Source organism: Streptomyces carpinensis (assembly GCF_002154505.1).
GTDB classification, from domain to species: domain Bacteria; phylum Actinomycetota; class Actinomycetes; order Streptomycetales; family Streptomycetaceae; genus Streptomyces; species Streptomyces carpinensis.
Map to the genome: position 1 here is coordinate 1 of NZ_MUBM01000011.1, position 22,908 is coordinate 22,908.

34 protein-coding genes and 4 pseudogenes are annotated in these 22,908 nt (G+C 69.3%); 13 read left to right on the top strand and 25 right to left on the bottom strand.

The features are described from left to right. Positions 1-18 precede the first annotated feature (18 nt). From BZY54_RS01650 to BZY54_RS01665, 4 genes are all read right to left on the bottom strand, one after another. On the bottom strand, positions 19-942 hold the full coding sequence (locus tag BZY54_RS01650; protein ID WP_208640514.1) for a hypothetical protein: 924 nt from the start codon (positions 940-942) through the stop codon (positions 19-21). Next, a complete protein-coding gene (locus BZY54_RS01655; protein ID WP_086722574.1) occupies positions 939-1,562 on the bottom strand; it encodes an RNA polymerase sigma factor in 624 nt (207 codons plus the stop codon). The genes BZY54_RS01650 and BZY54_RS01655 overlap by 4 nt, the downstream gene beginning before the upstream one ends. A gap of 157 nt (positions 1,563-1,719) precedes the next feature. Beyond that, the gene (locus tag BZY54_RS01660) at positions 1,720-1,923 is read right to left on the bottom strand and encodes a hypothetical protein (RefSeq protein WP_244216902.1); all 204 of its coding nucleotides are present in this window, start codon (positions 1,921-1,923) and stop codon (positions 1,720-1,722) included. A 117-nt stretch (positions 1,924-2,040) separates the two neighbouring features. Next, the gene (locus tag BZY54_RS01665; protein WP_086722532.1) at positions 2,041-2,292 is read right to left on the bottom strand and encodes a hypothetical protein; all 252 of its coding nucleotides are present in this window, start codon (positions 2,290-2,292) and stop codon (positions 2,041-2,043) included. A 67-nt stretch (positions 2,293-2,359) separates the two neighbouring features. Between BZY54_RS01665 and BZY54_RS01670 the strand changes: the two genes are divergently transcribed. Continuing rightward, positions 2,360-2,698: a DUF6233 domain-containing protein gene (locus BZY54_RS01670; RefSeq protein ID WP_086722533.1), complete on the top strand. Its 339-nt coding sequence runs from the start codon at positions 2,360-2,362 to the stop codon at positions 2,696-2,698. Positions 2,699-2,754: 56 nt separating this feature from the next. Here BZY54_RS01670 and BZY54_RS01675 read toward each other — a convergent pair whose 3' ends face one another. Then, positions 2,755-3,159 (bottom strand): nuclear transport factor 2-like protein, encoded by a 405-nt coding sequence (locus tag BZY54_RS01675; RefSeq protein ID WP_086722534.1) that lies wholly within the window; start codon positions 3,157-3,159, stop codon positions 2,755-2,757. Between the two features lie 48 nt (positions 3,160-3,207). Then, positions 3,208-3,471, bottom strand: a complete 264-nt coding sequence (locus tag BZY54_RS01680) for a hypothetical protein (RefSeq protein WP_086722535.1) — start codon at positions 3,469-3,471, stop codon at positions 3,208-3,210. Between the two features lie 124 nt (positions 3,472-3,595). Between BZY54_RS01680 and BZY54_RS01685 the strand changes: the two genes are divergently transcribed. Continuing rightward, positions 3,596-3,805: a hypothetical protein gene (locus BZY54_RS01685; RefSeq protein ID WP_086722536.1), complete on the top strand. Its 210-nt coding sequence runs from the start codon at positions 3,596-3,598 to the stop codon at positions 3,803-3,805. Between the two features lie 133 nt (positions 3,806-3,938). After that, positions 3,939-5,009 carry a PP2C family protein-serine/threonine phosphatase gene (locus BZY54_RS01690; protein WP_244216903.1) on the top strand — a complete coding sequence of 357 codons (1,071 nt, stop codon included), beginning with the start codon at positions 3,939-3,941 and terminating at the stop codon, positions 5,007-5,009. Positions 5,010-5,028: 19 nt separating this feature from the next. Here the strand turns inward: BZY54_RS01690 and BZY54_RS01695 are convergent, their stop codons facing one another. The 4 genes and pseudogenes from BZY54_RS01695 to BZY54_RS01710 all read right to left on the bottom strand — a co-directional run bounded on the left by BZY54_RS01695 (position 5,029) and on the right by BZY54_RS01710 (position 6,574). Beyond that, positions 5,029-5,226 carry a hypothetical protein gene (locus tag BZY54_RS01695; RefSeq protein WP_143667973.1) on the bottom strand — a complete coding sequence of 66 codons (198 nt, stop codon included), beginning with the start codon at positions 5,224-5,226 and terminating at the stop codon, positions 5,029-5,031. A 217-nt stretch (positions 5,227-5,443) separates the two neighbouring features. Then, positions 5,444-5,662, bottom strand: a complete 219-nt coding sequence (locus BZY54_RS01700) for a DUF397 domain-containing protein (protein WP_341868656.1) — start codon at positions 5,660-5,662, stop codon at positions 5,444-5,446. A 231-nt stretch (positions 5,663-5,893) separates the two neighbouring features. Next, on the bottom strand, positions 5,894-6,193 hold the full coding sequence (locus BZY54_RS01705) for a hypothetical protein (protein ID WP_143667974.1): 300 nt from the start codon (positions 6,191-6,193) through the stop codon (positions 5,894-5,896). Between the two features lie 5 nt (positions 6,194-6,198). After that, positions 6,199-6,574, bottom strand: a pseudogene (locus BZY54_RS01710) (ArsI/CadI family heavy metal resistance metalloenzyme). On the opposite strand from BZY54_RS01710, the gene BZY54_RS01715 reads away from it, so the two are divergent. Next, on the top strand, positions 6,573-6,722 hold the full coding sequence (locus tag BZY54_RS01715) for a helix-turn-helix domain-containing protein (RefSeq protein WP_208640516.1): 150 nt from the start codon (positions 6,573-6,575) through the stop codon (positions 6,720-6,722). The pseudogene BZY54_RS01710 and the gene BZY54_RS01715 sit on opposite strands and share 2 nt — an antisense overlap. Before the next feature lie 65 nt (positions 6,723-6,787). Next, positions 6,788-7,369, top strand: a complete 582-nt coding sequence (locus tag BZY54_RS01720) for a dihydrofolate reductase family protein (protein ID WP_086722541.1) — start codon at positions 6,788-6,790, stop codon at positions 7,367-7,369. A gap of 1,161 nt (positions 7,370-8,530) precedes the next feature. On the opposite strand, the gene BZY54_RS01725 is transcribed toward BZY54_RS01720, so the two are convergent. From BZY54_RS01725 to BZY54_RS50690, 9 genes are all read right to left on the bottom strand, one after another. Further along, positions 8,531-8,911 carry an MmyB family transcriptional regulator gene (locus BZY54_RS01725; protein ID WP_425276251.1) on the bottom strand — a complete coding sequence of 127 codons (381 nt, stop codon included), beginning with the start codon at positions 8,909-8,911 and terminating at the stop codon, positions 8,531-8,533. A gap of 262 nt (positions 8,912-9,173) precedes the next feature. Beyond that, a complete protein-coding gene (locus tag BZY54_RS01730; protein ID WP_086722542.1) occupies positions 9,174-9,659 on the bottom strand; it encodes an NUDIX domain-containing protein in 486 nt (161 codons plus the stop codon). Positions 9,660-9,921: 262 nt separating this feature from the next. Beyond that, a complete protein-coding gene (locus BZY54_RS01735; protein WP_086722543.1) occupies positions 9,922-10,185 on the bottom strand; it encodes a hypothetical protein in 264 nt (87 codons plus the stop codon). 384 nt (positions 10,186-10,569) lie between these two features. Then, positions 10,570-11,220, bottom strand: a complete 651-nt coding sequence (locus BZY54_RS01740) for a carbonic anhydrase (protein WP_086722544.1) — start codon at positions 11,218-11,220, stop codon at positions 10,570-10,572. A 101-nt stretch (positions 11,221-11,321) separates the two neighbouring features. Further along, complete coding sequence (locus BZY54_RS01745) at positions 11,322-11,684, bottom strand: hypothetical protein (RefSeq protein ID WP_244216904.1); 363 nt, start codon at positions 11,682-11,684, stop codon at positions 11,322-11,324. Between the two features lie 360 nt (positions 11,685-12,044). Next, positions 12,045-12,212, bottom strand: a complete 168-nt coding sequence (locus BZY54_RS51520; RefSeq protein WP_167413926.1) for a hypothetical protein — start codon at positions 12,210-12,212, stop codon at positions 12,045-12,047. A 49-nt stretch (positions 12,213-12,261) separates the two neighbouring features. Beyond that, a complete protein-coding gene (locus BZY54_RS01750) occupies positions 12,262-13,371 on the bottom strand; it encodes a glycosyltransferase family 2 protein (RefSeq protein WP_244216905.1) in 1,110 nt (369 codons plus the stop codon). Positions 13,372-13,607: 236 nt separating this feature from the next. Continuing rightward, positions 13,608-13,829 carry a hypothetical protein gene (locus tag BZY54_RS01755; protein ID WP_086722546.1) on the bottom strand — a complete coding sequence of 74 codons (222 nt, stop codon included), beginning with the start codon at positions 13,827-13,829 and terminating at the stop codon, positions 13,608-13,610. Continuing rightward, positions 13,829-14,005 carry a hypothetical protein gene (locus tag BZY54_RS50690; protein WP_158103791.1) on the bottom strand — a complete coding sequence of 59 codons (177 nt, stop codon included), beginning with the start codon at positions 14,003-14,005 and terminating at the stop codon, positions 13,829-13,831. Before BZY54_RS50690 ends, BZY54_RS01755 begins: the two co-directional genes overlap by 1 nt. A 181-nt stretch (positions 14,006-14,186) precedes the next feature. Between BZY54_RS50690 and BZY54_RS01760 the strand changes: the two genes are divergently transcribed. The 3 genes from BZY54_RS01760 (at position 14,187) to BZY54_RS01770 (ending at position 15,363) form a co-directional block, all read left to right on the top strand. Then, positions 14,187-14,477: a hypothetical protein gene (locus tag BZY54_RS01760; protein WP_086722547.1), complete on the top strand. Its 291-nt coding sequence runs from the start codon at positions 14,187-14,189 to the stop codon at positions 14,475-14,477. 2 nt (positions 14,478-14,479) lie between these two features. Continuing rightward, positions 14,480-14,884: a DUF6221 family protein gene (locus BZY54_RS01765; RefSeq protein WP_086722548.1), complete on the top strand. Its 405-nt coding sequence runs from the start codon at positions 14,480-14,482 to the stop codon at positions 14,882-14,884. Positions 14,885-15,129: 245 nt separating this feature from the next. Continuing rightward, the gene (locus BZY54_RS01770; RefSeq protein WP_086722549.1) at positions 15,130-15,363 is read left to right on the top strand and encodes a hypothetical protein; all 234 of its coding nucleotides are present in this window, start codon (positions 15,130-15,132) and stop codon (positions 15,361-15,363) included. A gap of 78 nt (positions 15,364-15,441) precedes the next feature. On the opposite strand, the gene BZY54_RS01775 is transcribed toward BZY54_RS01770, so the two are convergent. The 3 genes and pseudogenes from BZY54_RS01775 to BZY54_RS01785 all read right to left on the bottom strand — a co-directional run bounded on the left by BZY54_RS01775 (position 15,442) and on the right by BZY54_RS01785 (position 16,361). Then, the gene (locus tag BZY54_RS01775; RefSeq protein ID WP_086722550.1) at positions 15,442-15,723 is read right to left on the bottom strand and encodes a DNA-binding protein; all 282 of its coding nucleotides are present in this window, start codon (positions 15,721-15,723) and stop codon (positions 15,442-15,444) included. Next, positions 15,723-15,875, bottom strand: a pseudogene (locus tag BZY54_RS52665) (IS256 family transposase); the annotation flags it as partial. The gene BZY54_RS01775 and the pseudogene BZY54_RS52665, both read right to left, overlap by 1 nt. Before the next feature lie 276 nt (positions 15,876-16,151). Beyond that, positions 16,152-16,361: a hypothetical protein gene (locus BZY54_RS01785; protein ID WP_143667975.1), complete on the bottom strand. Its 210-nt coding sequence runs from the start codon at positions 16,359-16,361 to the stop codon at positions 16,152-16,154. A 376-nt stretch (positions 16,362-16,737) separates the two neighbouring features. Between BZY54_RS01785 and BZY54_RS01790 the strand changes: the two genes are divergently transcribed. Beyond that, positions 16,738-17,325 (top strand): hypothetical protein, encoded by a 588-nt coding sequence (locus BZY54_RS01790; RefSeq protein WP_086722553.1) that lies wholly within the window; start codon positions 16,738-16,740, stop codon positions 17,323-17,325. A 41-nt stretch (positions 17,326-17,366) separates the two neighbouring features. Beyond that, a complete protein-coding gene (locus BZY54_RS01795) occupies positions 17,367-17,888 on the top strand; it encodes a signal peptidase I (RefSeq protein ID WP_158103792.1) in 522 nt (173 codons plus the stop codon). 63 nt (positions 17,889-17,951) lie between these two features. On the opposite strand, the pseudogene BZY54_RS01800 reads toward BZY54_RS01795, so the two are convergent. Then, positions 17,952-18,135, bottom strand: a pseudogene (locus BZY54_RS01800) (DUF5713 family protein); the annotation flags it as partial. 49 nt (positions 18,136-18,184) lie between these two features. Between BZY54_RS01800 and BZY54_RS01805 the strand changes: the two are divergent. After that, the gene (locus tag BZY54_RS01805) at positions 18,185-18,397 is read left to right on the top strand and encodes a hypothetical protein (RefSeq protein ID WP_086722555.1); all 213 of its coding nucleotides are present in this window, start codon (positions 18,185-18,187) and stop codon (positions 18,395-18,397) included. A 3-nt stretch (positions 18,398-18,400) separates the two neighbouring features. Here BZY54_RS01805 and BZY54_RS52670 read toward each other — a convergent pair whose 3' ends face one another. Both BZY54_RS52670 and BZY54_RS52675 read right to left on the bottom strand, forming a co-directional pair. Continuing rightward, positions 18,401-18,592 (bottom strand): hypothetical protein, encoded by a 192-nt coding sequence (locus tag BZY54_RS52670; RefSeq protein WP_244216906.1) that lies wholly within the window; start codon positions 18,590-18,592, stop codon positions 18,401-18,403. Between the two features lie 248 nt (positions 18,593-18,840). Beyond that, positions 18,841-19,569, bottom strand: a pseudogene (locus BZY54_RS52675) (ATP-dependent DNA ligase); the annotation flags it as partial. 169 nt (positions 19,570-19,738) lie between these two features. Here BZY54_RS52675 and BZY54_RS01820 point away from each other — a divergent pair. Beyond that, entirely contained in the window at positions 19,739-20,701 is a 963-nt protein-coding gene (locus BZY54_RS01820) for a LamG domain-containing protein (RefSeq protein ID WP_086722557.1), read from the top strand. A gap of 96 nt (positions 20,702-20,797) precedes the next feature. Continuing rightward, the gene (locus tag BZY54_RS01825; protein WP_244216907.1) at positions 20,798-22,876 is read left to right on the top strand and encodes a PQQ-dependent sugar dehydrogenase; all 2,079 of its coding nucleotides are present in this window, start codon (positions 20,798-20,800) and stop codon (positions 22,874-22,876) included. Positions 22,877-22,908: the final 32 nt, after the last annotated feature.

Genomic DNA, 22,908 nt, shown 5'->3' on the forward strand with positions numbered 1-22,908 from the left:
GCAGCATAAACGCCAAGCTTAAGGCTTGCCGATCATCAATGTGTCGTCTTGATCTTGCCGTTGGGGCAGGGGTACGCCGAGTTGATGCAGGCGTACCGACCTGTGAGTTCCCACTGAACAGGCTTCGGTTTCCCTGGACTTACGGGCCTCCACGGGTGTGAGTAGTTGCGGTACAGGAATCCCGATGCGAACGATCATGGTCCGGTCGGCGCGAGCGCACTGACCCGGTTCTCGGGGTTGGATGTGCCGCCCAGGGCAGCGTTGGAGACGCTGCCCTGGGCGGGGGTGTGACGGCCAGCCTCGGGTCCCGTCGGACGGGATGGGCCTGGGCCGAGCGAAGGGCTGGGGATCGCACGGGGCGGCAGCGCCCTTGACGGCGGAGTACCAGGTGCCGACCTGGTTGCGCTCGATCACCAGGGTGTCGCCGCGGTGGAGGGTGACCTGCCAGTCGGCGTCGGCGCCCTTCCCCTCCGTACCCGGCGGCATCGGGAACGCGATTCCGCGGGCGCCCTCCGCTGCCCACTCGCGCATGAGCTCCTCGACCGCCTCGCGGTCCATGACGCCCGCCGGGTGCTGGAGGACCTCCCCCCTGGGCCAGGCACAGGCGGTGCCGGCAGGCGGGCTGTCGACGCTCACCAGCACTCCCAGCGCGCGCAGCCGGGCCACGAGTGCGTCCTGCTCCTCGCGCTCCGGTGTGAGGTCGAAGAGGTTGACGGTGACGCTGCCGTCTCCGTTCTGGTCCACGGCGTACGCCTTCGACGCCCCTGGCGACCCGGGCAGCACCACCGCAGTCACCGCCGCCGCGGTGGCCAGCCCGGCCGCGAGCGCGAGCCGCGGCACGGTCACCACGCGGCGCCGGGGCGCCGGGGCGGGCTGCGGTCCCCGCGCTGCGATCTCCCGCTTGAGCTCCTCGAGCAGCCGGTCCTCGAATGTCGCCTTCATGTCCTCTCCCCTGTTCCCGTGATGAGTGCGTCCCTGGCGAGCGCCGGCCCCGGCGTCCGCTGATCCGTTACGCTCTGGGCCGCCCCATGCAGCGTCTTGCGCGCCCGGTGCAGCCGCACCCGGGCGGTCACCTGGCGGATGCCGAGCGCCGCCGCTGCCTCCGGGAGCGTGAGCTGGTCGACGGTGATGAGCTCCAGCAGCGCGCGCTCCCCCTCCGGGAGGACGGCGAGCGCGGCCAGCGCCCGGCGGCCCGCGGCCTCGGCGTCCAGCTGCTCCTCCAGGCGCGCGATGTCGTCCGCCTCCAGCAGCCTGCGGCCCGCGATCCGTGCGCCCAGGGCCGCCTGGCGGGCGGTGCGGCGGGCCTCGGCGCAGACCAGGTTGCGGGCTATGCCGTACAGCCAGGCCGTCTCGCTGCCCTGTCCCGGGCGGTAGGAGTCCACGGAGTCGATCGCGGCGAGGAAGACCTCCGCCGTCAGGTCGGCGACCGTGTGGGGGTCGGCGACACGCCGGGCGATGAAACGGGTGATCGCGTCGAAGTGGCGCCGGTAGAACTCCTCGAAGAGGTCCGGGTCGCGGGCTGCTGCCGCCGGTCCCTCCCTGCCGCGGGTTTCGCTCGTCAAGGTGGTGCCTCCCATCTCCCAGCCTGCCTGTCACATGTACTTGGCGGCGGACGGGAGAGGCGTTACACGAGCGCCGCACGACAGGTCTAAACCAATTTGTCCACAACCCCTTGTCCGGGGGTGAGGAGTTGCGGTACAGGAATCCCGATGCGAACGATCATGGTCCGGTCAGCGCGAGCGCACTGACCCGGTCCTCGTACTCGCGGCGAGCCTTGCGCTGGGTCGGAACCGACTGGGCGCCCGGGGTGTCGTCGAGCGGCTGGCAGTGGGCGAGGAGCTGGCAGTGGGCGAGGAGCTGGAGGTGGACGGCGGGGGCGGCCGTGACGCGCAGGGTGTAGCCCTGGCCGCGCCGTACGGTCACCCCCTGGTCGAGCGCAACCCACTCGGCGGGCTCCAGTTCTGTGGTGCGGAGGTAATCGGCGACCTTGCCGGCATGTCGAGGGTGACCGGCAGCTCCGGGGCGGGGCGTCCCCCGTGGTCACCGCTCCAGCTTGAATCCGGCGACCATGCAGTTGCGGCACCAGTCGTGCCATCGCAGGCCGAGGCCTGTCAGGTCGACGATTCGGGTGGCGATCGCAGGCTCCCCGCACGAGGAGCAGTGCGCCCGGGTTGGGGAGTGCGGGTAGATGCGGGCCCGGTAGCCGGTTGTCCGCGGCGGTCCGGCGGGTGCCGGGTCAAGGCGGGCGGGGTCGATGCCGAGGAATGCGAGGGCTAGCAGGTCGGGCCGCATGCTGCCTCCGGTGCGTCGCCCCCCTCTTGCTGTGCTGGTGGGCACCCTACCGCCTAGAATCGAACGTGTGAACGACTTGCCGCCGGACCTGCCGGGCCTCCGCACCCCGGAGACCTGGCTTGCCCTGTCCCTCGAGCGGGTCCGGCAGCACATCGCCACGGCCGAACGGCGCGACGCCGAGCGGCAGCGCGGCGAGCAGGCCCGGCCACCGGTGCCGGACTGGATCCTCGAGGGCGGCCTCAACCGGGACGCCCCACCCGTCGCCGTCCACGTCGGCGGCTGCCACATGGCAGGCAAGCGGTGCAAGGGCGTGCCGCGGGACGTCGCGCTGAGAGCACTGGCTGAGGGCGTCGAGGCGTGCGGACACTGCCGGCCGGATGCAGAACTCGGCTTCATCGACGGCTAAAAGGCATTCTCAAGGTGACAGGCTGGTCAGCCGGCTGACCCGAGCGAGGCCAAGAATCAGGCTCCGGCGATGGTTCGTCCCGGCATCGGGTCCGCGAGCGCGGCCCGCCAGGCCGGCGCGGCGAAGGGGTCGGCGAAGTACTGCGTCTCGTGCACCACGTGCTGGTCAGCGAATTCCATGATGCTCACCGAGTACGAAGGCGCACCGTCATAGGTGATGATGCATTCGCTCACCCACAGGTGAGCATGGCCAGTGATTCGCTGGACGGTGAAGTGTCGGTCGGCCGGGTGCCCGCCGCGTTGCGCCAAGATCGTCGCTCGGCCCTGGAATCGTTCACCTGACTGCGGATAGTCCAGGATCGCGTCAGTGGCATAGATGGCATGTTCGGCTTCGGTGTCCCCTCGTTCCGAGGCCCGCCAATGCTCCTCGATCGTGGCCCTGGTCCGGGAGTCAGCATCCATGGCACCGCCCTTCGGTAGCGGTGACAGCCTATGTATCCCGGGCCGCCGTCAGCCCAGGACCAGGCGGACCTGGCTGTCAAGTCCTCCCTTTGGCCGGATTGGGGAGCAGGCGACCACCATGGCAACGACGTCGCACCCGGACGGCTGAGCGCTGCGCGGCCGTCGGCCCGTCGTCTTCTTCTCGGTGGTCTTCTTGGCGGGTTGTTTCTTCGTCGTCTTCTTGAGGGCGGGCATCTCATGCACCTGGGCCTCCCCCTCCTTGCCGCGGGAGGCTTTGGCGCGGGCCACCGATTCGTTCAGCAGTGGTTGCATCACCGCTTCCGATCAACCCGGAGGTCCCGGTGCCCCGCCTCGGCAGCACCGGGACCTCCGTGGCATCTCACCCAGACCGACCGCCCCGAGTGCGCGGAACCGCCCGCCCCCGCAGGCTGGCGGCATGGCTGCTCAAGTCGTCATCTATCCGCCCACCATGGCCGGCGGCCGGTGCGTGCGCGTCGACGGACAGATCCTCGGCACCGCCTACAGGCTGATGGACGTGGCGGAGTTCCTGCGCCGTGCCGGGATCGAGGACGCGGACGCGGTGTACCTGGGCGGGTCTCAGCTGATCGAGTGGCGGGGTGGCGGGCCCGAGGTGTGGGAACACTGAGTCCAGCTGGGCAACCCGCCCTTCTGCGTCACGCGCGAGGCCCGGCCTTGGGCTGCAGACCTTGTGCACCGTGGTGCCTCCGGGTGCCAGCATGGGGCATATGGGTGCGAAGCTATGGAAAAGTCACCCAACCATGCAGGCGAGCCACGCGTTCCTCGTGATCCCGCTCGCTCTGATCGTTGTGATCGTGATTGCGGACGTCCTGACAGGCAAGGGTGTCCAGCTGGGTCCTTTGCTGGTCGTCGCTCCTGCCGTCACCTCGTCCTTCGCCGGCCCGCGCCTTACGGGGCTCATGGGTGTCCTGGCCGTGGCGGGCCAGGTCATCGTGCCCTTCATCGAGGGCGCCGGCATCACTCCGGGGCTGCAGATTCAGGTGATCGGTATTGCGGTGGTCTCCGGGTTCCTGGTCGCTCTCCGCTCGGTGCGCGATCTGCGCGAGCGGCAGCTCGTACAGACACGCTCCGTCGCAGTGGCTGCACAAGAAGTCCTGATACGACCGCTCCCCCAGCGTTGTGGACGGCTGCGCATGGCCGCCGACTACATCGCTGCGGAGCAGGAGGCGCAGATCGGCGGCGACCTGTACGCGGCCACCCGTGCCAACGGCGCGACCCGGTTGATCATCGGTGACGTCCGAGGCAAGGGGCTGGCCGCCATCAAGGACACCTCCCATTTGCTCGGCGCTTTCCACAGCTCCGCCTATCGCAACCTCTCGCTGCTGGACCTGGTGATGGACCTGGGAAACGCCATGCACTGGAGCTGGGCCGCCGCCCCCGACGACGACCCTGAGGCCGGCGAGTCCTTCGTGACCGCGCTGCTCCTGGACTTCCCCGACGATCTCGACCAGGTGGAGACGATCAGCTGCGGCCATCCCCCGCCTCTGCTGCTGCGCAACGGCAACGTCAGCCGCCTCGAAGCGCGCAGTCCAGGGCTCCCGCTGGGCATCACCGCGCCCTTGGAAGACCAGTACGCTGTCGACACTTTCGGCTTCGGATCAGGCGACGTCCTGCTCCTCTACACCGACGGCGTCATAGAGGCTCCCGACCCGAACGGCGCCTTCTACCCGCTCACCAAGCGGGTCGAGGCGTGGGACGGCGCAGGCGGCCCCGAACGCCTCGTCCGGTACGTCCACGAAGACCTGTTGAATCACACCCGTGGTCCCCTCGGTGACGATGCCGCCCTCATCGCCATCCAACGCCTCCCATGACGCTCGTGAGGCACTGACGCTACGGCCAGCTGGCCAGCTCTTCCCCGGTCTCCTCGCCGACGAGGAGGAGACGGGCGTCGTGCAGGCCGCTGTACTGCCCGACCCAGCCGGAGAACTTGTAGCGTGCGGTCGCCTCCCTCGACCACCAGCCTTGCTGCACCCGTCGGCCGCTGGCGGTCAGGGTGAGGTCATAGCGCTCGGGGTGCACAGTGCGCACGCTGCGGCCGCTCGAGCTTGAATCCGGCGACCATGCAGTCCCGGCAGGAGTCGTGCCATCGCAGGGCCGAGGCCGGGCACGTTCACGATCCGGGTGGCGACCGCAGGGTCCCCGCACGAGGAGCAGCGTGCCCGGCTCGGGGAGTGGACGACGATGCGGGCTCGGTAGCTGGTCGTCCGGAGTGGTCCGGCCGGTGCCGGGTCGAGGCGGGGAGGGTTCAGCCGAATTCGCCGTCCCGCACGCCCTCGCGGAAGGCAGCCCACTCCGAAGCGGTGAAACGCAGGTCACCGCGCTCCCGGGCGTTGGAATCCCGTATCGCCACGGCGCCGTCGCCGAGGTCGGCGACCTCCACGCATTCGGGGCGATAGACGCTCTTGCTGCTCTTGCGCCACGTCACCGCAGACGTGTCCCTCGCATACAGCTCTTCCTTGCCCATGATCATCCCTCCTTGGGTTGTTTCCGCTCCTCCCTCCAGCCTCAGGTGCCACAACTCGACGCGCAAACGGGTCGCCGACTTCCTCCGCACCGCCGAGCTGGAGCCCGCTGTCCTGTGACATCGAACCTTGATCGTGTGCCATCAAGTTTGAGTGGTCCGGGTCACTTGATCGTGATCCCTTCTGTGCCGGAGGGCAGGGCGGGGGGTTGGTCCAGCCGGCATGACGGGCGTTTACGGGCTCGCCAACCAATCGGTGTACCAGGATCGGAAGCCCGGGCTCACCGGTACGAAGCCACCCCAGTCCGGATCGATCTGCCAGATCTCTCCTGCGTGTGGGCCGTTGAGGATGAGCCGGTTGTAGATGCCGCAGCCCTGTTCGGCCAGCATGAGCGTGCCCTGGGTCAGATCGGCGGGTGCCCCGATCGGGCCGGGCAGGGGTTCGGTGGAGTGGGAACGGCCCGGCAGCCGGTCTTCCTCCCACTCGTCGTCCGCAGCCCACTCCTCGTCGGCCTCCGGGCGTGGGAGGGTCAACGGCATCATGCCGTGCCCGGGCCCGGCTTGACGACGTACACCTCCCAGGGCTCCCCGCAGGGTCCGGGGACCCAGATCTTGTCCTGGAGGACGTAGCAGCAGGACGTGTCGTTCTCCTCGAAGGTCGCCAGACCCGCGTCCGTGAGCCGGGCGGCGGCCGCGCGGCGACGTCCTCGGTGGAGGCGACCTCGACGCCGAGGTGGGCCAGGCGGGTGTCCTCGCCGGCTCCGCCCTCGATGAGGACGTGAGCGGCGGCTCGGTGACGGCGAAGTTGGCGTAGCCCTTGCGGCGCTTGGCCGGCTCGGCGCCGAACAGCTTGGAGCAGAACGCGATCGAGGCTTCGAGGTCGGCGACGCGCAGGGCGAGCTGGACACGGGACATGGCAGGCTACTTCGACCAGGCCCACTTCGGCCACGAGTTCCGGGCGTTCACCGGGCTCACGCCGACCCGGTACGTCGAAGTCCGGCGGTGGTTCCTGCGCGGACATCCCGGCCACGCGCTGGACGGCTGGCCGCTGTCGGCCGATTGATTTCTTACAAGAGCGACAGCTCACGTCACGCTAATTTGGGGCACCCCAAAGCAGAGGAGGGCCCCGTGGGCAAGGTGGTCATGTACAGCTCGGTCTCGGTGGACGGCTTCGTCGCGGACGAGAATGACCAGCCCGGACCGCTGTTCGACTGGTTGTCCAGCGGTGACGTCCCGTTGGACCAGAGCGGCGAGGTGAAGGTGTCGCAGACGTCCTACGACTACACCCGGCCGTACTGGGACCAGATCGGGGTGACAATCTGCGGCCGCCACGTCTTCGACATGACGGACGGCTGGGACGGAAAGCCTCCGAGCGGGATCGACCACGTGGTCGTCGTGACACACCGGCCGCAGCCCGAGGGCTGGGACCCCGAGGCGCCGTTTCACTTCGTCGACGGCGTCGAGGTAGCCGTGGCCAAGGCGCAGGAGCTTGCGGGTGACCGCATGGTCGAGGTCGCCGCTGGCGACGTCGGTGGCCAGGTGCTTGCCGCGGGCCTGATCGACGAGGTGCGCATGGACGTCGTACCCGTCGTGTTCGGGTCCGGCAAGCGCTACTTCGGGTCGGTCGACGCGCAGCACCTGTTGGAGGATCCTGACGTGGTGATTCAGGGCAACCGGGTGCTTCACCTGCGCTATCGGGTGCGCCGTTGACCGACGAAGCGGGCAACCTCGCCCTGTCCGCCCACATCCTCGCGCTGGAGCGCAGGCGGGGGATGTCCGGGAGCACCGGCTCGGACCATGCGGAGTTGCAAATGCCCAAGAACACGACCGCATTCCCGCCATGTCCACCGCAGCTGCGGTGGGAGATGGCGTGTTCGTCCTGTCCGAGCACGGCCTCTTCCAGACTGTGGTCGTCCCGGCGGGAGAACCGCTCGCCTCTGGCGAAGCCGTCCTCACTCAACACACTTGCGCACCTCTCACTTGCCTCGCTACGTGATCGTCGAACCGCACGGCGGTGCCCTCTCAGACGACCCACCGGCCGCCGTCCCAGCGCAGGGCAAGGACATAGGTGTGACCGAGCTCCAGCCGGGGTGCCTCCAGAGCCGTTCCCTCGATCCGTTTCCCGCTCTGGAGTACTGACCAGCCAGGGGGCTCATCGCGAACTCGCTCCCCGCCTCATGCCGGGCGGTATCGGCGGACCAGAGAGCCTTCTCCTGTCGCAACGTCACCGACCGGTCGAGCGTGTACCGCACGGGTCCCTTGTCGAAGTCCTGCCTGTTGATCTCTCGCTCGGAGGTCGGCCTCCCCACTACAACGTGATCCGCCCCGGCCTTCCAGCCTGTCGCATTCTGGGACCGGCACGCGTCACTGGCCGGGCCGTAGCCACCGCCGTGTCCAGCCCCTTCCGGCCGATCAGAACCCTCGCCGTGAGACCGGCGAGGGCAGCGCAACGGCGCTTGCGCCCGACAGCGGCGGGGCCGTGAATCTGACAGCCATGCATGTCGTACTTGCCTTTCACGCGTTCTTGTCGAAGCGATGCCATGGTGTTGACGCGACCGTCCCGAGGGCTTGTGCGTCGGTGCCCACTCATGGAACGACAGCGCCATGTAGGGCCAGGCGGGCCACCCGTACTGTTCATATCTGGTGGCGTGTCTTGTGGCCGCTCGCCCCGGTGTACGGCGACGCGACGCGGTACCGCTGGAATCCTTCGGCCCGGCCCTGTCGGACGGATTCACGGTGTCGGCCTGCCCGGGACGGGAGCGACTCGTGGGTGCTGTGGTGGCCGTTGTCGGGGGATCACCTGGGTGTCGCACGTGGCGCCCACGGCCACGTGGCCGGCCTCGGTGTGAGGCCACCGCCGAGAACCGCCTGTCAGTCGCGCGAGCGTCTCGGAGCTGTCGAAGATCCCGCCAGTGTCCAGGAGGCCAGCAGGCTCAGCGCCTGGGCGGACGCCGACCGGGGTTCGGCGGTGTAGAGGACCAGAGTGGTTTCGCTGTCACCGGGAAGCGAAAGCGTTTCGTACTCCACGGTGAGTTCACCGACCAGGGGATGCCGAAGCCGCTTGGAACCATGAGTGCGCTGGTGCCCGCGGTGCTGCTGCCAGCAGCGGTCGAAGTCGTCGCTCCGTTCCCTCAACTCGGTGACGAGCGCCTGCGTGGCCTGCCGGTCCGATTCGCGGACCGCGTCCAGACGCAGGTTCTCCACCGCGGCGCGGGCCTGGACGTCCCAGGCAGCCGGGGCAATCGAGTTCACACTGGCGGAGGTTCGGCGACTCCTGGCAGCTTGTCGTTCTCCACCCCCGCACCTTCGTGGTCGCCGAGGACGACACCACGCGCTGAGCTGGTCGAACCGGCTCCGACGACGCCAAGCGGTCGCTCGGCGCTGTCACTACCTGCGGCGCTGTCGCACGATCGAGGGCGGCCTGCCGAAGGCCACACCTGATCACTGTGCAGCCCGCTACACTCCAGCCGCCCAGCAAAACCCGCAGGTCAGACTGCAAAATCCTGCTGGAGTACTAGTGGCGCTCGAGATACGCGACGATTCCCGTCTCTCGAGCCGCGCTGATCGCTTGGAGTCGCGCGAAGTTGACCGTGCTCATATCCCGCCTCCACTCGTCGATCGTCGCTACACGCCACGCGGTGTGCTCGTTCGTGATGTGCACTTGGGCGAGCCGATCGTCGGTGAGTACGCCTCCGTCGAAGATGAAGCCGATGTGGTTGACCGGCCAGGTCGTGCGTTGGGGGACGAAGTGGACACCGAGGAGGCGCTGCGGCCCCCGGAAGTCGATGCCGGTCTCTTCCAAGCACTCGCGCCGAGCGCACTCCCAGGGTGTTTCGCCAAGCTCCATATTGCCGCCCGGCCACTGCCACACTTCCACGCCGTTGCGTGAACGTAGTTGGAAGGGACGGCCGGCGGTGTCTGTGAAGTAGAGGCAGGCATAGGAGGTCGCGCGTGCGATGGTCTCGATGTACTGCTCCGGCGGGAGCCACGCATTTGTCATACTTGCGTCCCTGCGAGAAGGAACCTTGCGGCCATGAGCTTTAGCTAGAGAGCGAAGTACGTGGCGGCATCCAGCGCAGTCGTGCGACTGCGTGCCTGTGATGGTGATGGCGCGGACATCGACGTGCACGTCGTGCCATGAGTGCAAGCTGTTGTTCCGTGGGTTTGTCCCTCTCACGCCGATGACGGCTTATGCGACTTCGTCGTACTCATACCCATTTCTAGCATCTGAAGCACATGCGGTTTTCCTAGCCGACACGCCGTCAGTGAATCGACCGTGACGGCCCGCTCGCGCTACTCCCGGCTCGGTCCACCCCGGTTCGCCCCGCGCCCGTCACCCGGCCGGCGCCCGCGGTGCCCAGCCAACCGGTGCCGACGTCCTGCTGCCGGGCGGCCCAGAACGCTTCGACGGCCTGCTGGTCGAAGTAGAGGAGGCGGCCGACGGTGCAGATGAACTTCCGGGTGCCGGTCTTCGGGCTGCTGATGACGCTGGGCGTACCAGCGGGCCGCCGTCGCCGCTGACGCACCCGTCAACTCCCGGATCCAGGCACGGCTCACCATCCACCGCCCCTCATGCACCCGGCGCAGCCAACATCCTCCGCACCCGCCACAGACCTTAAACCCATCCACGCCGACAGGGCGCTGGTCAACCGCGGCATCCTCTCAGGGCCGGATTCGCGCTCCAGCACGACAGCGGTCCGCCGCGGTTCGCTGACCGTCTCCCTCGCACCGTGGGCTGTGCACACTGGACCGTGATCGACCGGACAGCTCCTCAACTAACCGGCGCGGCAGGGCTCAACTGGCTGCGCAACGCTGTGACCAGCTGTGGTCGGAGTAGCCCGTGGCTCCCACGCCAGGGTGGGCTGGGGCTGCGCGGGGTGCCGGTGGAGGCAGTCAATGTGACCGGCTGCTCATGGGCTCGGGGCGGCGGCTGCGTCGGCTGGCAGGCCGCGGGCTGTGACCAGGTGGGTGGTGCCGCCTTGCAGGAGGTAGGTCATGCCCACGATCGCGGTGCGTCCGGCGGCGAGGTGTGCGGCGAGGACCGGGGAGCGCTCAAGGAGCAGGTCGACGGTGTGCCGGACGTGCTCGGCGATGACGTCGCGGTCGCTGCTCAGGCCGGCGGCTCGCGCGGCCAGCACGCTGGGCATCACCCGCTCGATCACCTCGCGTACGTACCCTGTTTCCGTGATGGTCCCCTCGTCCACCCCGGTTTGGGCGGCCGCGACCGTCCAACATGTGTCGTGGCCGAGGACCACCACCAGTGGGCAGCCCAGCACGCCCACCCCGTACTCGATGCTGCCCAGCACCTCCCACCCCACTACGTGGCCCGACGTGCGTACCACGAACAGGTCCCCCAGCCCCCGGTCGAAGATGATCTCGGCGGCAAGTCGGGAATCGGAACACCCGAACAGCACCGCGAACGGGCGCTGACCGGGCGCCGTCTGCGCCCGGCGCGCGGCATCCTGATTCGGATGCTGCGGGGTGCCCGAGGCGAATCGGCGGTTTCCGCTCAGCAGCATCTCGAAGGCTCTCGCGGGAGTCGGCATCGCAGCGTTCGTCATCAACCGCAGGCTACGGCCCAGGTGCCGCCTTCCACCGCGCGGTGTCCGCACAGCCGAGCCGGGCCGTCGGTGAAATCACCCGGCTGCCGGTCGGGCTGGCCTCAACCGTGCGCGGCTGATCCGACAGCCTCGCAGCCAACGAGCGGGGCGTCGGGGATGACGGCCTCGCCGCCCCCGATGGGGTAGTGGACTTCGGGGATCCAGTCCAGCGGCCGGCACAGCACGCCGCGGCGGCGTGCGTCTTCGAGGAAGGCGAGGCCGGTCTCGGTGACCGTCAATGCGTGTCCGACCCGCTGCCGTGCCGCGGTCCGGTCCGACACCGTCTTCGACGGCCGCCGTCCCCGCAACTCCGGGCACTCGCAGGCGACCTGCATCCCGCGCGCGCCTGGCTCGCGCGGGCGCTCCGCATTGGCGCGCCACTGGGCGCGCCGGTGTTCGGCGGCGGTGTGGATGGCGCGCGCCACTGGCTTGTGGAGGCTGCCGGTGACCGGGTCGCTGAGGAGATGTTGAGGTCCTGGATGAGCCACCTCGGGAGCTCGTGCAGGAGCCGAGTGCGGGGCGTTCGCCGCTGGTCGGAGCGGGTCGCTCGCTGGTGGCGCGCGCCACCAGCTCGGCGGGTGGCTCGTCTGGCTCGCAGGTGGAGAGGATGCGCGCCACCGTGTTGTGGTGGATACCGACCTGGCGCGCGATGCCGCGCTGGCTCATCCCATCGGCGGCCAGCTGGCGCACGGTGGCGTCCCGGTCAGTCGTCGGGGTCGTCATGGTGGTTCCAAGAGAGTGACCGGCCCCGCCGGGAGGCACGGGGCCGACCGGTCGGCGGGTGGTCAGCTGCCGTTGCGGCGCCGCTTCGGGGCGAGCTTCCACAGGGACAGCCCGGCCGCGATGAGGGTGGTGCAGGCGACGACGAGGGCGACGGTGTCGAACCCGGTAGCGGCGAGCGCTCCGGCTGCTCCGGCTCCGCCGATCTGACCGCCGACGATGGCTCCGTACATGAGTGCTTGATCTCCTTGCGGGTTTGGGGTTGGGGGTGTGGGCCCGCGGTCATGTCGTGGCCCACTGCTCCTCGCGCCGAAGGACCAGATCGGCCAGGGCGCGGAAGTACACGGCGTGCTGGAAGAGGTCGTAGGCGAGCTCGACGACGAGCAGCGCGGCGAGGAGGCGGGAGCGCCAGCCGGCGGACCACACGGACACGACTTTCTCGACGACGAAGACGGCGCCGATCGCGGTCCAGAACGAGGACACGCCGAGACGGCCGAGGTAGGCGAGCTGCAGGGCGACGAACGCGAGGTAGAGGGCGAACGCGAGCGCCCCGACGCCCTGCATGATCTGCTTGCCGAAGTACGGGGCCGTGACTCTCGTCAGCCCGTACGTGCGCAGGTTCTCCAGGGCGCCGCGCTGCCAGCGCAGACGCTGCGCCCACAGCTTCGGCAGCGTGGCCATGACCTCGGTGGTCACGGCGCACCCAGCCGGGCTCATCGTCCGATACCCGAGCGTCTTGACGGCCTTGGTGATCTCGTCGTCCTCGGTGAGGGACGCGGTGGTGTAGTAGGAGCTGCCGCCCGGCAGACGTCCGGCCAGGCGCGCGGCCTTGATCTCCCGCAGCACCCGCACCCGAAAGAGGGTGGCGGTGCCGGTGAGGACGACGGCCCGGTCGCCGTTGCGGTGGATCTCCCATGCGTACCGCTGGAACTCCATGCGCTGCAGCTGGCCGAGCAGCCCCCCGCCGGGCTCGCCGTAGAACACGCCTCCGACCGCGCCGACCTTCCGCCGCATCGCGGCCCCAGCCGACTCGACGAACCCAGGGGTGAGGATGGTGTCGGCATCCTGAATCAGGATCAGGTCCTGGTCGTCGAGCTCGGGCAGGACGTCGTCGAGGGCGGCGTTGAGCGCGCCGGCCTTCTTCCCGCGAACGCCGTGGAGGTCGAGAACTGCGGCGCCGGCGTCCCGCGCGGCGATCGCGGTCGCCATGCAGTCGGTGCAGTTGTTCGTCACCGCGATGATCTCGTCCGGGACGCGGGTCTGGGCGTGCAGGCCATCGATGGCGGTGGCGATGCGGGCGGATTCGTTGCGGGCGGGGATGAGCGCGATCACCCGCGCCGCGCCCATGGTGGGGCGGCGCAGGGTGAGCGTGGTCTCGTTAGAGGTCGTCATGAGAGCACCAGACCGAGGGTGGCATAGGCCGAGAGGGTGAACACGAAGAACAACGCGCCGCATCCGCTCTGGGTCTCGTGATCGAACGACGCACGGTCTTGGAGCTGGCGCGCGGAGTGGCCGCGTTGGCGGTCCCGGCACGTGCGGCCCGTGTCGCCCGGTCGGTGTCACCCGCGCTGCCCCAAGAGTGGGGCGGCGCAGGGTGAACGTGGTTGCGGTGGTCATGTGGCCTTGCCTCAGTACGTAATCCGCTGGCAGCCCTTGCGGTCCTTGGCGCGGTCCTTGTCCTCCCACGTCTGGCCCTGGCGGGCGGCGCGCTGGGCGCACTTGCTGCGGTGCCGCTCGCGCCGCAGCCGGGCGGCCCGGTCCGAAGCGGACTCGCGGCCTGCGTACTGCTCGGCGGCCAACGCGCGGTCGTCGCCCGGTCGAAGGCTGCGGACGAAGTCGCGGATACCCATCAGTGGCCTCCGGTGGTGGGCGGGGTGCCGTCCTGGGCCGAGGCGGAGACGGTGCCGCGCTGGGTGACGGCCTCGCCGGTCTGGTCGCGCTGGGCGCGGTCGGCGGCGCAAGCCTGCACGGTGGCGGGCTCGGCGAGGATCTTGCTGGGCTTCGGCGTGAAATCGCGGCTGCTCATCGGGTGACCGCCTGCCGGGGGAACGGGTGCTCGGCGAAGTGCGCGGTGAGCGCGCGGCCCTGCCGGGCGAGGCCGGGGTGGTGGAGGCTGGCGCACAGGTTGCAGTTGCGGGCCGAGTGAGGGCTGTGCGGGCGCTATACGGTGGCAAGCGTTGGTGCTCCCGAGAGGGAAGGGAGCGGCCGTGGCCGATCAGCCGGATGGCGAGCAGGAGGTGCGGATCGTGACGGACGTCGTCGACTCGCTGGAAGCGCTGGAGGACCCAGCCGAGCGGGCGAAGCGTGCGGGTCGGCTGCTCGCGGAGTGGCCCCCGCTGGGTTCGCGTCTGCGGGACATCCGGCAGGAGGCGGTCGTGGCGATGCGTGCGCAGAACGTCAGGTACCGGAAGATCGCTGAGGTGCTCGGGATCTCGCTGGCGCGGGTGCAGCAGATCGAGGCTGGCGAGCGCGGCAGGAAGCCGAAGGTCGAGGGGTAGCGGTGGACGATCTCGTGCAGTGGCTGCGCGCCCAGTTCGACGAGGACGAGCGGATCGCGCAGGCGGCTGATGCCGAGCTGAGCAACGTCTTCACGCGTATCGAGACCTTCGATCCCGAGATGGCGGCGGACGAGCGCCAGATCATGGAGCACCGCCCGGCGCGGGCGCTGGCCGAGGTCGACGCCAAGCGACGCATCCTCGATCTGTACGCGTCCTCTGTTGATGACCGCTCGGCGTTGCGCGCCCGGATGCGCGAGGTGATCTACACGAAGCCGGACGAGCTCTCTGGGCTGCATCGGCAAGAGAGCGCGCTGATCGAGACCGCCGAACAGATGGCCCCCGTTGTACGCCTGCTCGCCTTGCCGTACGCGAACCGGCCGGGGTACCGCGAGGAGTGGCGGCCGTAGCCGCAACCGGAGCGCCCCCGTCTCGCGGGTCGAGGCGGGGGCCGTTCGTATGCCCGTCTTGTGAACGGGACCGCGAGGTGGCCACGCGTAGCACCGCCCACTGGGGCCTGTCTGACGGGTCGCGTCACCGACCCCGCACCTGACAGCAATGTCACCCGAACGGCCCAACATGACGTGCCACTCGCATGGATGAACGTCAAGCTGATTAGTGCCCCAATCAAGGCAATCCGTGAAAGGGGAACCGAATGCGCATTCGACGAATCCTCGCCGCCGTCATCGCCACGGCAGCCCTCACCGGACTCGGCCTCACAGGTGCCGCCACCGCCACCGCCGCCACCCTCGCCCCGAGTCAGGGCGGCGCCGCCCTCACCCCGGGTGAGTGCACGGACGGCGGCGGTACGGTCGATTGGTCGAACCCGAAGGTGCCCCATACCGGGACCTGCAGGGGCGGCACGCACGACGGGCAGACGGTCGACTAAAACCCACTAAGCGCCCCGCAGCCACGCGCTGCGGGGCGCTCCCGCGCGAGTAATCGTCAAGACCTGTGGACTGGGTGATTAGAAGAAGCCGATCGTGTCCTTGAGGAGACGAAGGGTTTTTGCGCGGTATGTGGCGCTGTCGCGCCAGGTCTTCTCCACCTGCACGCTGGTGATCGTGACGCCTGCCCTCCCGGCCGAGTTCTCCGCGGGCGTCAGGTGGCCGCAGGCGATGAGTACGCCGATGCGAAACAGGGCGATGCCCAGTTGGCGAGCGGCCTGGGGCTGGGACAACCAGGCGTCGTCTGGCACCCGGGGAACCCGCAGGAGCTTGGGGTAGCGGCGCTCGTCTCGCGATGTCATCAGGCGGCCCTCGCTTCGGAGCGTTCGACGAGGTGACCGTTCTCGAAGCGTGCTCCGGCGCGGACGAGGGCGACGAGCTTGGGGGCCGTGATCGCGCGCCAGCGGGCCTGGGCGGACTCGACGAGCTTGAACACCATCGCCAGAGCCGCGGCGAGCATCCGTCGGGCACCCTCGCGGACGAGGTCGTCCATCAGGGATCCGCTCTCGGTGGTTCCGTCGTTGTTGACTACGCTGAGCACGGGCGTGCCTTCCCAACTCGCGGTGCAACGCGGGTCTACTCGGTGACCATCAATCGATCACTCGGGAAGGTACGCCCTCCACGTTCCGCGAGGCACCCCTCCCGAGGCCGATCCACAGGTCTTGAGCATTGCTCCTCCCGCGCGAGCGTAGCCGGGCAAGTCGCAGGGACCGTGTCATCTGTGATCGTCTTAAGACGGCTCCGACTCGTCCGGCCAGGTCGCCAAAACGGTGCCGTCCTGCTCGTCGACGAGGGTCACGTGAGCGTCCGGCAGGGCGCCGTACTCGCCCACCCAGCTGACGAACTTGCCGTCCGCCAGGGTGCGGTCGTCCCACCAGCCGCGCACGACCCGGCGGCCGGCGGTGGTGGTCAGCGTGTGGCGGTAGCGCCCGGGGTCCACGGTTCCCACGCTACGGCCGCTCGAGCTTGAATCCGGCGACCATGCAGTCGCGGCAGGAGTCGTGCCATCGCAGGCCCAGGCGGGGCACGTCGACGATCCGGGTGGCGACCGCCGGCTCCCCGCACGAGGAGCAGCGCGCCCGGGTCGGGGATTGCGGGTAGATGCGGGCCCGGTAGCCGGTCGGCCGTAGTGGGCCGGGGCGAGATGGGTGGGGTCAATGACGCCTGCCTCGGGCCAGGGCCCAGGTAGGCCAGGAACGCCCGCTCGGGCAGGCCCGAGCTTCATCAGCCCGGATCGCTACACGGAGCGGCACCACTACAGGTGGGACAGAATGGGCCATTATGTGCAAGAGTGATCGAATTGAACGGAGTGGGCGATGGGGCGTCCCTGGCTGCGCGTGCTGGCACAGGTGGTGCCCATTCCGCTCGGGTTACTGCTCAGCGGTGCGCTGGTCTGGAGTGCCACAAACGCCGACTGGAGTGGGACCACCAGCAACAGCGGCAACACGTGGGAGTCTGGCTCGCTGGGGCTGGCCAACGACAGCAAGGTGCCCATGTTCCGCATCGACAACATGCGACCCGGCGACACAGGCTCCAACTGCATCAGGATCGAGTCGAACGCTGACTTCCCCACCGCGCTCAAGCTGTACAGCAACTCACCGAACTGGCCCAGCAACTTCCAATCCTTCATCAACCTCAAAATTGAGGTAGGCAGCGGCGGCACCTTCGGCGACTGCAACGGCTTCACTCCGCACAAGACGGCGTTCGACGGCACCCTGGACCAGTTCGTCGCCCTGTACACCGACTTCCGCACCGGCCTGGGTCCCTGGACCCTGCCCGGCAAGCCACCCAACTCGCTGAGCTTCCGTTTTGCGTGGAAGTTCAGCCGGAGCGCACCCAACAGCGCGCAAAGCGTGGCCACTAACGAGGTGACGTTCACCTGGGAAGCGCGGGAACACAAGTGACTCTCCCAAGTGACCCAGCCGCCAGCGCGCCCTGCCAACCCGTGGTCAAGGGCACCCCGCACCCGATCCGCGTGGTCACCTCGGTCACCTCACGTACCCTGCTCGGTTCGCTGGTTGGGCTGCTGTTGTGGGCGCAATTGCCCGTGGTGGCGCTGGGCTGGACAGCGGGCGTGGTGCAGTCCGGCTCCATGCGTCCCGCCCTCATGCCGGGCGACGTCGTCCTCTACCAGCCACCACCGCGCAACCGCACACCGGCGGTGGGTCAAATCGTGCTGGCCCAGGACCCCACCCGACCTGGCCAGCTGCTCACCCATCGGGTCTACCAGGTACTTCCCAACAACGACCTGATCACCAAAGGTGACGCCAACTCCACACCGGACTCCACCCCGATCCGGCCCACGGCGCTCCAAGGCGTAGCACGGTTGCGCGTCCCCTGGATCGGGTTGGCAGTCCAGCTCTGGCGCGCCGAGCAGCCCGTGCCCGAGGCGATCCTGCTGCTCGCACTTGCCATTCTGCTTGCGCTTGCCACTCTGCCGGTGCACAGCCGCAATCGACACAATTAGCCACGGCCAGGCCCCCGATCCCTGCCCTTGAGGGCGCGTGCTGCGCAGTAACGCGCGGGACGCTCACCAGTCCCGGGTGGCGATCAGTTCCTCTACATCCGCGTCCGTGAACCCGTATGCCGACGCGACAAACCAGAAGTCCTCAGCGATCACCTCGCGCGCAACCGTCTCGATCTCACTCCCGGTTGCCTCGAACTCCGCCTCCAGACGGTTGATCCTCAGTTGCGGCCTGGGCAAGCACATACAGGGGCTCCCGCCGGGTGCGCGGCACCGGCCCGTGCCCGGAGGCTGGGGGCATGGCCGCTGCGCGCGTCGTCGTGTACCCGCCGTCCGAGACAGGCGGCCGGCAGGTGCGCGTCGACGGGCAGATCCTGGGCACGGCGTACTCGCTGCCCGACCTGGCGGCGTTCCTCGCTCGGGCAGGGATCGACGACACAGACGCGGTGTACGTCGGGGCTCCACAACGGGTCGAGTGGCGGGGCGGCGGCTCGGACGTGTGGGAGCACTGACGCTCACTCCTCGAAGAGGGGGAGCTGGTCCACGGGCAGGTCGTCGCGGAGGCGGAGGTAGCGGACGGGGTGCCGGTAGACGCCGGCGTCCAGTGCGGTGTCGGCGAGGACTTCCGCGACCAGCTCGGGCCGGACGGGCGTATAGGTGAGGTCTTCGTGGTGCCCCAGCGAGCGGGGAAGCGGCGCCCGATCCATGGGTGGTCCGGGTTGGCGGGGTGGATGCGGCGGGCCAGCTCCTGTCGCGCGGGGCCGCGCAGGAGGGTGGTGCGGGCGACCATGTGCAGCCGTTGCTCGGTGTCGTAGCGGGCGAGGAGCAGCGTGGTGGGCGAGCTGGCCGGGCCGGTGATTCCGGCGACGGTCGCTTCGGTGGTGGTGCGGGCACGTACCTTGATCCAATCGCGTTTGCCTGGCCGGTAGGGCTGGGCGAGCCCTTTGACGACCACGCCCTCGATCCCTGCTGCGCCCCACTCCGGGGCCATCCACTCCTCGGCCGCGGCCCGGTCGGTGGTGGCCGGACACGGCGTGAACGGCGCGGCCAAGATGCCGCCGGCGAAGAGCTGCTCCAGGAGTCCGCGCCGCTCCCTGTACGGCTGGCCCAGGAGCTGCGTGCCCGCGGCCTCGAGGACGTCGAAGGTGACGAGGAAGGCGGGCCGGGTGGTGGCGACCGCGCGGGCGATTCGGCCGCGGCGGCGGGCGCGGGCCTGCAGCTCGGCGAAGTCGAGGCGGCCGTGGTGGGGCACGACGAGTTCGCCGTCCAACACGAGGTTCTGGCCGAGGGCGTCGGCGGCCTGGGCGATGTCGGGAAAGGCGCCGGTGAGGTCGGCGCCGTTGCGGGACTGGATGCACACCCGGCCAGGGCGGGCGAAGACGACGGCCCGGTTTCCGTCCGCCTTCTGCTCGTAGGCGAGCCCGCCGGGCAACTCCTGCTCGCCTTCTTGGCCGCAGCGCCGACTGGCTTGTTGTCCTTCGTCGGCGTGCTGTCTGCGGATGCGGTCGACGAGCTGCTCGTGTCTGTGGACTTGGTGCTGTCGGTCGGCGCGCACGCGACGGCCATGCTGGCAGCGGCGCAGAGCGGGACAGAGCTGATGATGCGGGTACGCACGATCGGGGGGATGCCGGCCTGGTCGGCAGCGGTGACGGCACCGGCTTCTGATGCTGTAGGAGCGGCCCACGACCGGGAGGTCCGCGCCGCCGCCGAACGGCGCTCAAAAATTGGCGAGTACACGCCCATTGTCCTGGGCGCGGCGAAGAGGTTACATGGTTCGTGCACGCGGACGAAAGCGCTTTCTATGAGTCGGGACAACCCGGCCTAATGCCCCTTCACCGCCGCTGGGAGGCTGTATGTCACCGCCCCGCACCAGACGCTACTCACTCGCCGTCGCCGCGCTCGCCGCAACCGCCTCGCTTGCCGCCGCCACGTTTCCGGCCCAGGCGGCCCGCCCCTCAACCGCCCCCACTTCGCTGCGAGCCCAGGCTGTGGCGGCGTACGACTTCGGACACCCGGACCCCGCCGACCCCGGTCGCGAGCAGGACATCGGACGCTCCGGCACCACGCTCAGCCTGATCAACGGCGGCTCCGCGATGCGCGTGGCCGACGAAGCGTACCCGGGTGCTTCGCCCGCCCTGCAGGTGCGCCAGCAGAACCCGGCCACCGCGGGCAACGACGACTGGAAGGCCGGGGCCTGGGACGCCGAGGGCATGTCGTCCCTCCGGGCCTTCCGCAGTGCCCGCGGTGCCACCGTCATGGGCTGGTTCAAGATGACGGGCGACAATCCCGCCCTCAACTCCAACACGCCCAACCCGAGCGACCGTTACAACGCGATCGGACTGGCCGGCGTACTGTCCGGAACCTCCGACGGTCACGCGGTGCGTGCGCTGCTCGAACTCATCCAAGTAAACGGCGAGTTGAAGCTGGTCGCGCTGGGGAGACGCCTGGACAGCGGCGCCTCCCAGACTTTCGCCGCCGAGGCCCCGTGGGAAGAACTGCTGCCCCGCGGTGAATGGGTCCATCTGGCCGCGACATTCGACTTCCGCGACGGCACCCTCGCGCTCTACCGCGACGGCAAGCCCCTGGACGGCTTCTACGTCACGCCGGGCGACCCCTGGGAACTCGCCACCACGCCGGCGCCCCACCGCGCCTCGCCCACCGATCCCCGCGGCATCAAGATCGGCGGCAGCTTCCCCCAGAACACCCGGGAGAACAACGCCTGCGACTGCCGCGTGGACGACCTCCTGTTCCTGGACCGCCCGGTGCCGGCCGGAGCGGTGGCGGCGGAGTACCAGCGCATGACGCAGAGCCCCTGACCGTTCCGGTCCTGGATCTTTTTCCCTACTTGTCGCGGCCACCACGAAGGGACCCGCATGGCGTCACGACATACACATCGAAGGAACTGGGCGGCCGTGGCCGTCAGTGCAGCCCTCGCCCTGGGCGGTCTCGCCGCCCCTTCCCACGCAGACGAGCCCGCCGCGGCGACAGCCGCCCTGACCGACCCCATTCCACAGAAGCCCGTCCAGTCCACGACGGGCCTCGTCCTGGAGGAGTTCGCGCAATTCCCCAAGTCGGAACCCGTTCCAGCACCAACGGATCCGCGCCTGATGCGCCACGCCCGGATCAACACCATCAATGAACTCCCCGACGGCTCCGGCCGGATGGCGACTCCCGACCTCAACGGCACCCTGTACCTCACCGACCCCGGCACCGCGACCAGCGCTTCCGGCGGCACCCCGCACCCCTACCTGGACGTCAAGGCCGCATTCCCGCACTTCTTCTCGGGCCGCGGCCTCGGCCAGGGCTTCGGGTACGCCGCGTTCCACCCGGAGTTCGGCACGAACGGGCGCTTCTACACCATCCACACCGAGCTCGCGTCGCAGGCCACCGAGACCCCCGACTTCCGGCAGGCCGGCACGCCCGCCTATCACGGCGTTATTACCGAGTGGACCGCCGACGATCCCTCCGCGGCCGTCTTCCACGGCACCCATCGCGAGGTGCTGCGTATCGCTTTCACCGGCCAGGTCCACGGCATTCAGCAGATCGACTTCAACCCGACGGCTAAGCCCCACGACGAGGACTACGGCCTCCTCTACCTGGCGGTGGGCGACGGAGGGCAGGGCGTCGGCAACAGCGAGCCGCAGAACCTGGCGCTCCCGCACGGCAAACTTCTGCGGATCGATCCCACGGGCCGCGACAGCGCGAACGGCCGGTACGGCATCCCCGCGTCCAACCCGTTCGTCGGTGAGCCCGGTGCCCTTGGGGAGATCTACGCCATAGGCATGCGGGACCCGCACCGCTTCAGCTGGGACGCGGGCGGCAGCCACCGTATGTATCTCGGCCACATAGGCGAGCACGCCATCGAGTCGGTGTACGAGGTCAAGGCCGGGGACAACTTCGGCTGGAGCGAGCGCGAGGGCCCCTTCGCATTCGACAAGAAGGCCACCGACCCGTGCGCCCGCATCCTCCCCCTCCCCGCCGACGACGCCCAGTACGGCTACACCTACCCGGTCGCCGCCTACGACCACGACCCGGGACCCGACTGGAACTGCCGCTCCGACGTGGGCCGCGCCATCGCCGGAGGCTCCGTCTACCGCGGCAAGGACGCGCCGGCATTGCGCGGAAAGTACATCTTCGGCGACCTCGTGGACGGCCGGATCCTGGCCGCGGACACCCGCGACATGCGCCGAGGCGCCGACCTCGCGCCGCTCGAGCAGCTGATGCTGTTCGACAAGTCGACCGGGAAGACGGTCACCATGCGCGACCTCGCCGGTGACCAACGTGTCGACCTGCGCTTCGGCTCCGACCGCGGCGGCGGCTTGTACATCGTCTCGAAGGCCAACGGCAAGGTCTGGAAGGTGACCGGGACCCGCACCTTCGCCGACTGCGAGATCGGCAACACGCCCACCACCCACACCACCGGCCCCGACAACTGGGCGCCGGTCACCCCGGCCAAGTGGGCGTACACCGAACGCGAGACGATCATGACCGAGCCGGGCGTCGCCCACCCGGGACCGCGGCGCCCCTTCGAGTACGCCGTCCTGACCGCGGGCCCGCGCTACTCCTCCGTCACCGTCGAGGCTGAGGTTCGGATCGACACCCCCGTCGAGATCACCAACCGTGACGTCATTCTCATCTGGGACTACCAGTCGGACACCCGATACCAGTACGCGCACCTGTCGAGCGACAACACCATCTACCCGCACAACGGTATGTTCACGGTCAACGACGCCGACCGACTGCGCATCGACGACCAGTGGAACGGAACCTTCGGCGCACCTCCGGCGATCAAGGACGCCGGGTGGCACAAGGTGCGCCTCACCCACTGCGCCGACACCGGTGAGACCGCCGTCTACCTGGACGGCAGCCCCAACCCCCTGATCACGGCCACCGACCCGGTCTTCGCCTCGGGCCGGGTGGGCTTCGGATCCTTCGACAACGCGGGCCGCGTCCGTCACCTGAAGGTGACGGGCACTCCGGCCGGCGACTGACCTCGCGGGGGCGGGCCGAGACCTTGGCCCGC